The following is a 12,758-nucleotide window of genomic DNA, read 5'->3' as shown; positions in this document are numbered from 1 at the left end:
AAAAAAAAACAAAAAAAGCCGATTTTTAATTTATTTGACGTACTTGCTAATTCTCTTTATAATATAGGCTATGATCAGACATAGAAAGGTCGTGAGTGTTTTGACCACAGGAATGGTGAAATGGTTCGATAACAAAAAAGGATATGGCTTTATTAGTTATGATGAAACAGAAGAGATCTTCGTACATTTTACTGCGATCGAAGAAGAAGGATTCAAAACACTTGAGGAAAACCAAGTGGTAGAATTTACCGTCATTGAAGGTAATCGAGGTGCTCAAGCGGCCCATGTCAAAAAGATCAATGAGCAAGTATAGCCAAACAAATAAGCTATCCCGATATACTTTTATCGGAATAGCTTTTTTATTTTTTGCAAGTGATCTTAGAAACAAGAAGCTATTTGCACGCTTGCCATTGCTTTTTACTCAACTAGATCTTTCGTCTTGTTTAGTAATGAAGAAGGTTTGATTGCTTCTTCCATCGGGTGTTTCAAGTGTTCAAGCAACTTCTGTTGTGCTTTCCGATTGACGAAAATCACAAATGGCTCTTTCCCCGTGGCAAATGATAAAGATACTTTACGCTTTTGTACGCGGACTTCTTTGATTTCATCGATCGATATGTCACGATCTCTCCAAAAAGCAGCATATTTTATTCTTATGGCGTCTTTCTTTAAAACAAATGAGCGTCTCAGTCCTAACAATAGGAAAACAAAGAATACACCCATTATGATATTGCTTTTCCAATAGGGCCTTGTATTTTCTAACGATAAAATCAAACTTAAAAACAAAATAATAAATGTTGATGACCAATAGATGATCGACTGTGCCGTTTCCGGCTGCCAGCGAATATTTTTTTTCATTCTTCAACCTCGTGTCTTTATCTGTAATGGTATAATAAGTCGAACCTACTATCTATTTTGAAGGGAGTATTTTTCCTTATGTTAAAAGTATACATTGACGCATCAACAAAAGGCAACCCTGGACCTAGTGGTGGAGGAATATTGATCGTCTCTGATCAGCAACAAGAACAGTTATCTATCCCTTTATCCTTTGGTTCCAACCATCAAGCCGAGTTTGAAGTCTTTTTAAAAACTTTAGAAATTCTAAAGAATAGACAGCTGACCGAAGAAATCATTCTCTGCTATTCCGATAGTAAAGTGTTGGTTTCAACGATTGATAAAGATCATACTTCCAACAAAGATTTTTTGCCTTATTTAGAAAAAATACAAAGTCTATTAAAAGATTTTTCAATGTTGATCCTTCAGTGGATTCCTGAAAGTAAAAATAAAGGCGCAGACAATTTAGCAAGGCAAGCTTTACAAAAAGCTTTATAATTAAAAAAGATTTTTAAAGCCCACTTGGAAAAAATCGTTCAGATTTTCTCCAAGTGGGCTTTTTTAAATGTTTAAAAAAGCAAATAGTTATGATCGAATGTGATATCTAACTGATACTCGCCGATCCTCTTTTCGATTTGGATACGCATCGTTCGTTCTAGTTCCTCATCCGACAATCGTATCCCTTCAGGAACAACGACATCGAATTGGAGAATCTGTCCTTTGTGGATCATGCGAAAATCATGGATTTTCAAGCCTTCTGCTGTCTCATGGATAATTTTCTTCAGTTCATTAAGGATCTCTTGATAGTTCTCATTGCCAACTGGCACAGGATCTAAGTGACAGACTAACTCGACACCTAAAGACTTTTTAAAATCTTTCTCGATGATGTCCATGATCTTGTGCGCTTCATTCAGATCCAGTCGATCATCGACTTCGACATGCACAGAGGCAAAGCGCTGATTTGGTCCATAGTTATGCACTAATAAGTCATGATAACCGAGTATTTTCTTATACCCGTTCAGTTGCTCCTCCATCGCCTGGATCTGCTCGACAGTTGGCCGACTACCCAATAACTCATATACGAATTCTTTTAACATCATCACTCCGCTATACAAAATATAGAGTGCTAATAAGAAACCGATGTAGCCATCGACACGCCAATTTGTCAGCCACTCAACAGAAGCGGAAAGCAAAACAGCGAATGTCGTATACACATCATTGTAACTGTCCTTGGCAGTCGCATGTAGCGTTTCCGAATCGATCGTGGTTGCAGTTCTCTTATACATACGTCCTTGAATAAATTTCAAAGCGATCGAAAAGACTAAGACTAAAAAAATCACTGGTGATAACGCAATATTTTCAGGGTGGATGATTTTCTCGATCGAAGAATGCAAGAACTGAAACCCAACATACGTGATGATGAGAGAGACAAATAGTCCACTGATATATTCAAATCGTTCATGACCGTAAGGATGTTCAGGATCTGCTGGTTTCGCTGCGATCTTGAACCCAATCAAGGTCAAGACAGAAGAAGCTGTATCTGACAAACTATTGATGGCGTCTGCCATGATCGAAACACTTCCAGAGAGCAGTCCGATCATCAATTTCGCCACGAATAAGATCCCATTTGTCAGTAGTCCCCATATCCCTGCCATCAATGCTTTTTTTGTACGTTCTTTTGCTGTGAGTGTTTCTTGTTTCTTTACCAAGTTTGTGACTCCTTTTATCTGTGATTGCTCGACCTCATTCAGGTTTCAAAGGTGTGGCTGCAAATAATGCTTTAGCGAGTAAAGGTGTGATGATCCCAGCTCCGATTGCTTCTGGAATCCCATTGATCGCTGCAATCCCAGCAAGTGTATTGAATAAAACGGAAGAATCGACACCATATGCTTGAGCTGTGGCATTGGTATAGAACAAGCCCATAAAGCCTAAGACAAGGACGGTATTGACTAATGAGCCTAAAACACCTGCCACAATGGATGGCATAACGATCTTAGCTGTTCGTTTATACAACCAATGGAATACCAAGCCAGCAACAAGACCTACCAAGACTCTTGGTAAGACTGAAATGATTGGATTCGTGAAAACTAATGTATCAAACGGGGTCGTTGGCATGGCATACGCACGAATGATCGTCGCAATTCCCCAGAACAAACCGATCAACATGCCATCTTTCGGGCCTAATACGACGGCTGCTACGATCACAGTGATATGGATGATCGTCAGACTGATAAAACCTAATGGAATAAAACCTAACCATGGAACCATTGATTGGACAATAATGATAGCTAATAAAATGGCACGAAGTACTAGCCGAAATGTTTTGTTTTTACTGTTCATTGTATCTCCCCCTGTTTGCTTTACTCTAATCCTATAGCGTTTTACTGATTTGTCAATAAATGTGTATATCGTGTCAAAAAGCTGGCTCGATGAAAAATAAGCAACGAGCTTAGGAAATCGTCCCAAACTCGTTTGCCTATCTATACTAATTGAAATGCATGGTTGATCTTATTTGTTTTCCAACCATGATTTTGCTTCATCCAAAGCATCAGGGATACCAGCAGGGTTTTTCCCACCTGCTTGTGCCATATCTGGACGACCACCGCCGCCACCGCCCACTTTCGGTGCGATTGCTTTGATTAGATCGCCGGCTTTCAAACCTGCTGCATTTGCTTCAGGTGTCATTGCAGCCAACAAGCTGACTTTGCCTTCTTGTTCATTTGCCAATACAAGAATATCTGAAACAGCTTTTTGTTTCCATTGGTCTGCCAATTGACGCAATTGATTCATATCTTTGACTTTTACTTGTGCAGTAATGATCGTTTTTCCATTGATCGTCTCTGGATTTTTGAAAATATCCCCTGCTTGTTGGTTTGCTAGTTTGCTTGCCAACTGCTCATTTTCTTTTTGAAGTTCTTTCAATTGCTGTTGCAATTGTTCTGTTTTTGCCACAACTTCTTTCAATTGCGGTGATTTCACGATTGCCGCAACTTCTTTTAGTTGTTGTTCTTCACTTTCCAACAATTCATACGCTTCTTTGCTTGTTACAGCTTCGATACGACGAACGCCTGCACCGATCCCAGATTCGGAAACGATTTTAAAAATCCCGATATTTTCAGTATTGCCAACGTGCGTACCACCACATAATTCGATTGACCAGCCGCCGATGTTCACCACGCGGACTTCATTGCCATATTTTTCACCAAATAAAGCCATCGCGCCCATGTTTTTCGCCGTATCAATGTCTGTCTCAATTGTTTCGACAGGGATCGCTTCCCAGATTTTTTCATTCACGATTTTTTCCATTTGTGCTAACTCATCGCTCGTGATTTGACCAAAATGCGTAAAGTCAAAACGTAAGTGACCTGGTGCAACTAATGACCCTGCTTGATTTGCGTGATCGCCTAGTACTTCTTTTAATGCTTTATGCAATAAGTGTGTTGCTGTATGGTTTTTGATGATTCGATTACGTCTAGGTTCGTCGATCAATAAATGATATGTGTTTCCTTCTTTGATACTTGAAAGAATTTCCACTGTATGCAAGAATTGTCCATTTGGTGCTTTACGAACGTCAGTAACATTTGCAACTGTCTCACCAGAAGCATCGATGATCCAACCTTGGTCCGCTACTTGTCCACCCATTTCAGCATAGAAAGGTGTTTGGTCAAAAATCAGTTGTGCTTCACCTTCAGAAAGTTCATTGAGGATTGCTTCGTTTTGAATAAGCACTAATAATTCACTGTCTGATTCGATATGATCATAACCGATAAATTTGCTTTCGACTTTAATATCTGTCAATAGAGCAGATTGTACACCCATAGATGTTTCTGTATGACGAGCTGCACGCGCACGATCTCGTTGTGCTTGCATTTCTGTTTCAAAGCCTTCATGATCGACAGTCAAGCCTTCGTCTTCTGCTACTTCTTCTGTCAATTCAACCGGGAATCCATAAGTATCATATAGCTTAAAGATATCTTTTCCGGCAAGCGTTGTGCCATTTGCTTGTTTCACGTCCTTGATCACTTGATTCAAGATTTCAAGACCTTCATTGATCGTTTCGTTGAAACGTTCTTCTTCTGTACGAACTACTTTTTCAATAAATTCTTTTTGTTCCAACACTTCTGGATAATAGCTTTCCATGATTTCACCAACAACTGGTACTAAACGATACAAGAAAGCTTGTTCAATGCCTAGTTTTTTACCATGCATCACTGCTCGGCGCAACAAGCGACGTAACACATAGCCACGACCTTCATTTGAAGGTAATGCACCGTCACCGATAGCAAAAGATAATGCACGAATATGGTCAGCGATCACCTTGTATGAAATATCAGTCAACGCATCTTCCCCGTATTTCACTTTATTGCTCAATTGCTCTACTGCATGGATGATCGGCATAAATAGATCTGTTTCAAAGTTCGTTGGTGCATCTTGAACGATGGAAACCATCCGTTCTAAGCCCATGCCCGTATCAATGTTTTTATGTGGAAGAGGTTCAAACGTATTATCTGGTTTGTGATTGAACTCTGAAAATACTAAGTTCCAAATTTCAAGGTATCGTTCGTTTTCGCCACCAGGATAATTTTCAGGATCGTCCTCTGCCAAGTCGTTGTATGCTTCGCCACGATCGTAAAAAATCTCTGTATCTGGTCCACATGGTCCAGCACCGATATCCCAAAAGTTGTCTTCCACATCCACGATATGATCAAGTGATAATCCAACTTCTTCATGCCAGATCCGTTTTGCTTCTGTATCTTTTGGATAAACAGTTACATATAATTTTTCTGGATCAAACGCCATCCATTTTGGACTAGTCAAAAATTCCCATGCCCAATGGATTGCTTCTTCTTTGAAATAATCACCGATCGAAAAGTTCCCTAGCATTTCAAACATTGTATGGTGACGAGCAGTTTTCCCTACATTTTCGATGTCATTCGTACGAATCGATTTTTGTGCATTCGTGATTCTTGGATTGTCTGGTACAACTGATCCATCAAAATATTTTTTTAACGTTGCTACGCCTGAATTGATCCATAATAAAGTAGGATCATTGACTGGTACTAGTGAAGCACTCGGTTCGATCGTATGTCCTTTTTCTTGGAAAAAATCCAGAAACATTTGACGTACTTCAGCACTACTTAATTTTTTCATTCCTTTTACCTTCTTTCTAAATGATAAACGACAAAAAACATCATTACAGCCAAGGACGAAAACTCGCGGTACCACCTTGATTGCAATGATGTTTACTCATTACCTCTTAAACTCGTTAACGCTGAGTCGCGTTGATATTTCTATCAAAGAAAAAAGGGAGCAGTTTGAACAGTGACTATTCTTTTTTCAGCCTAGAAAGAATTTTCTGTGAGTCTGTCTAAAACAAACTATGTCCTTTTTTGTACTTTATTAGTATACGTATTCTTGATGAAGGTGTCAATCCTCCTTTTTTATTTTTTGTTGTTTGCTCCTTGATTTTTCCTTGGTATAATCAAAAAAGAGACAACGAGGAGGCAAACGAATGGAATCTTATTTTGGGACAGAGGAATGGATAAAAGCTGCTAGTTACACGTTACGTTATGCCATCTTCGTTTTAGAACAAGAAATACCTGCACATTTAGAATTTGACGGCAAAGATGCGTATTACCCTAACCTTGTACGATTTCATCAAGAACAACCGATCGCTACCTTACGTTATCAAAAACTAAACGATGCGAAAGTCCAATTTGACCGTTTCTGTGTCGCAAAAGATTGGCGTAAACGCGGTATTGGTCGAGAAATGCTCCAAACGGCAGAAAAACGAGCAAAAAGTGATGCTTTTCAGGAAGTTTATCTAGTTGCAGAAATGGCGGCAGTTCCTTTTTATGAAAAGCAAGGGTATCAGCCTTTCTCAGACCCACTGATCGAAGACGGCATCCTTTGCCAACAAATGCGAAAAAAGCTTCATCACTAACAAAAAAGCGTCAAAAACCAAGAAATAGTTTTTCTATTTCGGTTTTTGACGCTTATAGTCATTCGTTTGATTGGACCAAGACTACTTTTATTGATTTGAGTTCTTTTTGTTTTTTCTGGCTGTACGCGTTTGTTGACGTCTTTCGATCTTGCGGTCTTTTTTGTTTTTCTCCGCAATCGCCCAGTCAATTTTTTTCTTATAGCCAGGTTTGATTTTTTTCTTTTTCTTCTTCACTAAACCAATCAATGTTGGATCAAGTGTGTCTTTTGATTTTTCACGTTTTGTCCGACGGTTACGGTCATACGTTTTAACGATCTCGCCATTTTTGATTTCCATTGGCTCGAAGACGACACCGATTTTTTCGATCCCTGCGATCAATTCTTCATCACTTGGTGAATACAACGTGATTGCTGTTCCTTTTAAACCATTTCTGCCGGTACGACCGACACGATGGATAAAGAAGTCAAGATCTTCTGGGATCTCCGCATTGATGACATGAGAAACGCCTTCAATATCGATCCCACGAGCAGCTAAGTCAGTCGCAACGACATATTGATATTCTAAGTTTTGGACTTGACGCATCACACGCTTGCGTTCACGAGGGGTGATGTCTCCATGGATCTTCGCAACTTTCAATCCTTGATTTTTCAAGTAATCCGCGATTTCATCAACATGTTGCTTCGTATTTGCAAACACGATCGCTAAATAAGGATGGCCAATCGTCAAAAGTTGATAGATTGTTTGATTCTTGTCTTTCCCTTTTGTTGAAACTAACCAATTCTCAATATCTTCAGAAATCACAGCTTTTGGTTTGATTTCTTCGATGATCGGATTTTCCATATATTTACGTAAGAATGGGCGTAATTTTTCTGGGATCGTTGCTGAGAAAACTAAAAACTGTAATTTTTCAGGCAAGCGGCTAGCGATTTGATCGACTTCATTCAAGAATCCCATATCTAAAGTCATATCCGCCTCATCTACGATAAAAGCAAACGCAGTATGGATCTTCAAAGCTTGCTCATTCATCATATCAAGGATACGTCCTGGTGTACCTACGACGATTTGTGGTTGTTGGTGGTTCAAGCGACTTAATTGACGTTGTTTGTCTGTTCCGCCGACAAAATTCGACACACGGATCTCCGGATCAGAAAATTTTGCGATCTGAACAGCAGCTTCATAGATCTGTGTGGCTAATTCACGACTTGGCGCAGTGATGACCACTTGGACTTCTTCTTTGTTTGCATTGATTTTTTGAAATAGAGGCAAAAGAAACGTATGCGTTTTTCCTGAACCAGTTTGTGATTGCCCAATAATATTTTTTCCTTTTAAAATCAAAGGAATCAAACGTTCCTGTACTTCTGTTGGTTCTTGGAAACCTTTTTCTGCTAACGCTTCGTTGATAAACGGTTGAAAATTGAATTGTTTAAAATGACTCATTTCGACACCTCTTCTCTTTGTATTTTTCACGACTTTGGAATTATAACATAAATTTGCTTATTTTGCTTGAAAAGGTCAAGCTTTTCTCTCTTTGATCGTACTGATCGTATAGGTGTGACTTGCTTTTTCATAGAATAAAACGCGCTTCTTACGAATAAATGATAAAAATAGATTCAGACCGAAAACGATTTGTGCAACAAAGATACATAAGAAAATAAATACCGCGCTCATCTGTGTGACACCAGTCGCTTCATTGATGACTGGCCCAACAACTTGCCCTAACCAACTCAAACCGAAAAATAAGAAATAGAGATACGCGTACCTGATGAACAACGCGCGAAAACTGATCCGTTCCTTGCCTTCTTCGACTAATTTGATCCGTACGATTTTCTTCCCAAGTGTCCGTCCATTTGTTAAAAAAGGAAGAATCATGAAATACAAGAAAACTTGGATGAATACCCACCAACTGTATGAGGTAAATTCGCCACTCCCAATCGATAGACGGCCCACCACTCCTAGGATCGACGTACAAATGGACAGAACGAACCAATCGATCAAATAGGCAACTAAGCGACGTGTCAATGAAACTGTCTTTCCTTTTTCATATGATACTTCATCCATCCTTGCTCGTGTAGGCAACATGAACGTGAAAATCGGTGTTACGATGAAGCCAAGCATCCCTCCAAAGGTGTTCGTCAGTAAATCATTGACATCAAACAAACGATATGGGCGTGGATAAATAAAGTATAACCCGGTTAATTGTGTCAATTCAAAAAAGAGCGAAAGACAAAAGCTTGCGATGACTGTTTTCACAAAAGACAGTCGAAAATAATATCTTAAATAGATCCCAAAAGGTAAAAGTAAAAAGACATTGAATAATGGCTCTAAAAAAACACTTTGTCTCATAGCCGGTAAATACGTACTTGGATCAGACAACACAAGAACAGTATTCGCTCTGAAATTGTACCAAGTTGCAAACAACTGCAATTCCATTTTCGGACCAGTCATTTGCGCCACTGCTTCTTTGGTCGGCAACGGTAAAATCACTAAAAAGTACGCACACAATAGATAAAAAACAAATGAATACAAAATCACTGCTCTTGTCAGGAGAAATGTCCCGTATTTTCGGTATTCATAAATAAAAAAGACAGCAGAAATCGCTAATGCGAGAAATGGAAATACGAGTAACGCAAAACGAATCGGCTCGATATAGCTTGCCATAAATATAAATCCTCCTTTGAATACAGTCATATTATCAGCATTGCTTCAAGAAACGCAAGTATTGACTAAATTATTTTTAAATTTCATCCACTTGAAGTATGATTGATATAAGGAGGCGATCTATTATGCTTAACATTTATTTTGTATTCGGTGTTCCAGCATTCCTACTCATTCTATATTTATTATTTGCTTTGATCCGCAAACGGACATCGATCCACTATTTGGGTTTTATCCTATTGATCATTGCCGGTTTTATGCTGGTTTTCAATTTACAGACATGGCAACAAGCACTTACTGAGCTTGCGCATACATCAAGCACAGAACTTTCCGCAGAACTTGGCTATTCTGTGTATTTGATTTGGGTGCCTATCACTATTGCGGGCTGTTTAGTCCTACTAAATGTCATCCGAGCTTGGCTACGTATCCAACAATTGCGAAAAAAAGAACGTTGAACTACATTACTGATGACAAATATAACTGAACGATCATCTAGCTTGCTTCCATCAAAGAAAATAAGGCGAAGAATCCAGGAAATAGCAACTATTTCTGGATCCTTCACCTTATTTTTATCTCGTTGATCGTATGGACAACTTTTTAGACAAAATGTCTAGCCTATCAATACCCAGACACTGTTCGTACTTGGATTTGCATTGACATTCCACCATCTTGCTTCATAAATCTTCCCTTGATAACGCACTCGTTCCCCACCAACATAACTGCGGCTGCTATTCCATTCAACCATTGATAGTGGACTTGTTCTTTCCCATGCCGCCGAAGTATCCGGGCGATCACCTCGAACCCACCATTTTGCACGATACTCGATTCCTTGATAGATAACTGTATCTCCAGCAACGTAGATTTGGTCACTTCTCCAAGTATCTTGGCTCGCTGCTTCTTCATTTGTTTTTACTGCTAACGGCTGGCTTTTTCCTGACTCATTCCCAGCTGCATCATAAGCACTCACTTGATAGGTATAAGTGGTATTGCTCGTCAAAGATTGATCGGTAAATGATGTGCCACTGATCGATTGGATACGGACACCATCACGATAAATGTGATAGCCCGTCACTGCTACGTTATCTGTAGCCGTTTGCCAGTTCAGCTGGATGCTATTCGTTGTGATCGTACCAGCTGTCAGACTACTCGGAACAGTTGGTGCCTGTGTATCAGCTTGCTCTTCACGTCTAGTGACGACCGTTAAAAATTGGCTTCTGCCCGATTCATTCCCTGCTTCATCAAACGCACTCACTTGATAAGCATAAGCTGTATTACTCACTAACTGTAAATCTAAATGTTCTAAACGATCGACAGTCGCTACTCTCACTGTATTACGATAAATATGGTAACCTTTCACGCCCACATCATCCGTTGCTTGGTTCCATTTCAGTTTCACTGAATTCGTCGTCACTTCTTCGGCGACCAACCCATTTGGTACACTTGGTGCTTGCGTATCCGTACTTTCGCCTTTTGTACGTAAAGTCATTGCATTACTTTTTGCTGACTCATTGCCTGCTTCATCGTAGGCGCTGACTTCGTAGGAATAAGCGGTGTCACTTGCTAAGTTTTGATCGGTAAATTCTGTTCCTTCAACAGAAGTAACTTTTTTCCCATCACGATAGATATGGTAGCCTTTAACTTTGATATTATCTGAGGCTTGATTCCATCTGATCGTTGCAGAATTCGTTGTGACTTCACTTGCTGTTAATCCTGTTGGAACCGTTGGTGCTTGAGTATCTTTGTTCTCTTCACCATCGATATTTCCGACTTCACCAGTCATTTCATCCCGGTACTCCCAAATCTTTTTGGTCAAGTTGGGTAGTTTCTCTAATTCTGCACGACTCTCTGGTGTGACTTCAATTCCCCAAGCCTCAAAGAACGGTAATAAGTTCTTGCCGCTTATTTTTGAAGCGGACGTAACAAAATATTGGCGTTTCGCTTGTTCAGATGGAAGAGAACGGGCTTCTTCTCGATACAATTTATGTAAATTGGGATAAAAATCTTCTCCAAAAGCTAATTCTAATTGCCAGAACATTCCTAATCTAGTCCATATTCCTTGATTATCAAAATGCTTTTGCCCTGAACTATTCAAGTAATTAAAAATCGTAGAATACGTGTTTTCTTGTTCTAATCGACTGCGCACACCAAGTGCTTTTTGAGCCCTCAACGAAAAAATATTGACAGTGACTTCATCCAAACCTCGCCAATCCATGCGTGTCATTTGATAAATGTGTCCTAATTCATGCCAAATTCCCCATTGGTTTGCATTTAATGGATCAAGAACAACTTGCATCCCACCTTGTTGATGGTAACCAGTATGTTGGAAAAAAGCGTACATATACCAGCTATCTTGTGCTGTTTCACGCATATGTTGACCTAGATTGATTGGTAAACGATGTTGAGGGCCGTTGCCATCTAATCCGGATGTTTGATCGTGTAATTCAATTACTTTCAAATGACTTCTCAAAATCAGTTCAGGATCCTTCACCAAATTGATTGTTCGGTTTGAGCCTGTCAAGATAAGGCGATCAGCTACTAATTCATATCCTTGTGCATCTGGATGATTGGCTAAAATCGATGCCCATTCTTGTGTCGTAGTTTCGCCCAAAATAAACCGAGGGATCGTGACTCCTCCTCTAATCTCTACACTTAATTTTCCTTGAGCAGTTCTAGCTGTCTCATTTCTAAGATGAATGACACCTTCTTGATTTGTTGCAATGACATTTCTTCCTCTGCGCAATTGACCAATTTGATTCCAACCTTCAAAATTATCTTTTAATGCGGTACCAGAAATCGAATAAATAGGCAGTGCTGTCTGATCAGTCGTTTCATCAACATAGATCTCAATCGTATCCCCTGCACGTTTATAAATACCTGTTGATTGATTCGAACTCGGACCAAATTTGTTATCTAATACTGACATACGATAACTCATTAAGTTTTCTGATTGTTTCAATTCTAACTTTCGAGAAACATTCTGGTTTTTATGTAAAGTTGAATAAAGTTCAGTTTTTATTTCTACTGAATCATCCATCACAGACTCCACCGTATTAACATCCGATAAAATAACCATACTAAACAACAAACTACTTAAAATTATTGCTTTACCCTTTTTCAAAATAACACCTCTTCATTATTTTCTATTAATAACATAACTATAACACGTTGGATAAAAAGGTTTATTTTAGTTATTTCTCATGTAAGGAAAAATTGAAAACACAAAAATAATATTCTGTGCTTTGTTAACGAAATATATAGATTTTTTGATAATATAAATAAAAAAAGACTGAAACGTCTTCGGGAAAACGGGCTCTATAATAAAGTGGAC

Annotated in this window: 11 protein-coding genes; 4 read left to right on the top strand and 7 right to left on the bottom strand. The window is 39.1% G+C overall.

Translation table 11 applies throughout. The features are described 5' to 3' along the window. Positions 1-100 precede the first annotated feature (100 nt). The gene (locus JZO83_RS12500) at positions 101-313 is read left to right on the top strand and encodes a cold-shock protein (protein WP_242542644.1); all 213 of its coding nucleotides are present in this window, start codon (positions 101-103) and stop codon (positions 311-313) included. A gap of 104 nt (positions 314-417) precedes the next feature. Here the strand turns inward: JZO83_RS12500 and JZO83_RS12495 are convergent, their stop codons facing one another. After that, positions 418-855, bottom strand: coding sequence for an EbsA family protein (locus JZO83_RS12495; protein ID WP_206857360.1), 438 nt, complete (start codon positions 853-855; stop codon positions 418-420). Positions 856-933: 78 nt separating this feature from the next. Here JZO83_RS12495 and JZO83_RS12490 point away from each other — a divergent pair, with 78 nt between their 5' ends. Beyond that, on the top strand, positions 934-1,329 hold the full coding sequence (locus JZO83_RS12490; RefSeq protein WP_207115939.1) for a ribonuclease HI family protein: 396 nt from the start codon (positions 934-936) through the stop codon (positions 1,327-1,329). A gap of 71 nt (positions 1,330-1,400) precedes the next feature. On the opposite strand, the gene JZO83_RS12485 is transcribed toward JZO83_RS12490, so the two are convergent. From JZO83_RS12485 to alaS, 3 genes are all read right to left on the bottom strand, one after another. Further along, positions 1,401-2,486, bottom strand: a complete 1,086-nt coding sequence (locus tag JZO83_RS12485) for a cation diffusion facilitator family transporter (RefSeq protein WP_242542646.1) — start codon at positions 2,484-2,486, stop codon at positions 1,401-1,403. Between the two features lie 88 nt (positions 2,487-2,574). Further along, positions 2,575-3,171, bottom strand: a complete 597-nt coding sequence (locus JZO83_RS12480; RefSeq protein WP_206857365.1) for an ECF transporter S component — start codon at positions 3,169-3,171, stop codon at positions 2,575-2,577. A 168-nt stretch (positions 3,172-3,339) separates the two neighbouring features. Further along, complete coding sequence (alaS, locus tag JZO83_RS12475) at positions 3,340-5,982, bottom strand: alanine--tRNA ligase (RefSeq protein WP_207115937.1); 2,643 nt, start codon at positions 5,980-5,982, stop codon at positions 3,340-3,342. A 361-nt stretch (positions 5,983-6,343) separates the two neighbouring features. Between alaS and JZO83_RS12470 the strand changes: the two genes are divergently transcribed. Further along, entirely contained in the window at positions 6,344-6,775 is a 432-nt protein-coding gene (locus JZO83_RS12470) for a GNAT family N-acetyltransferase (protein WP_207115936.1), read from the top strand. An 87-nt stretch (positions 6,776-6,862) separates the two neighbouring features. On the opposite strand, the gene JZO83_RS12465 is transcribed toward JZO83_RS12470, so the two are convergent. Then, positions 6,863-8,212: a DEAD/DEAH box helicase gene (locus JZO83_RS12465; protein ID WP_207115935.1), complete on the bottom strand. Its 1,350-nt coding sequence runs from the start codon at positions 8,210-8,212 to the stop codon at positions 6,863-6,865. 75 nt (positions 8,213-8,287) lie between these two features. After that, on the bottom strand, positions 8,288-9,433 hold the full coding sequence (locus tag JZO83_RS12460) for a VanZ family protein (RefSeq protein ID WP_206857377.1): 1,146 nt from the start codon (positions 9,431-9,433) through the stop codon (positions 8,288-8,290). Positions 9,434-9,558: 125 nt separating this feature from the next. Here JZO83_RS12460 and JZO83_RS12455 point away from each other — a divergent pair, with 125 nt between their 5' ends. Beyond that, complete coding sequence (locus tag JZO83_RS12455; protein WP_206857380.1) at positions 9,559-9,885, top strand: hypothetical protein; 327 nt, start codon at positions 9,559-9,561, stop codon at positions 9,883-9,885. Between the two features lie 155 nt (positions 9,886-10,040). On the opposite strand, the gene JZO83_RS12450 is transcribed toward JZO83_RS12455, so the two are convergent. After that, positions 10,041-12,548, bottom strand: coding sequence for a M60 family metallopeptidase (locus JZO83_RS12450; RefSeq protein ID WP_207115934.1), 2,508 nt, complete (start codon positions 12,546-12,548; stop codon positions 10,041-10,043). Positions 12,549-12,758: the final 210 nt, after the last annotated feature.

Origin of the sequence: Enterococcus sp. DIV1298c (assembly GCF_017316315.1) — a bacterium.
GTDB lineage: Bacteria > Bacillota > Bacilli > Lactobacillales > Enterococcaceae > Enterococcus_B > Enterococcus_B mangumiae.
This window is presented reverse-complemented; position numbering and strand designations above follow the sequence as displayed.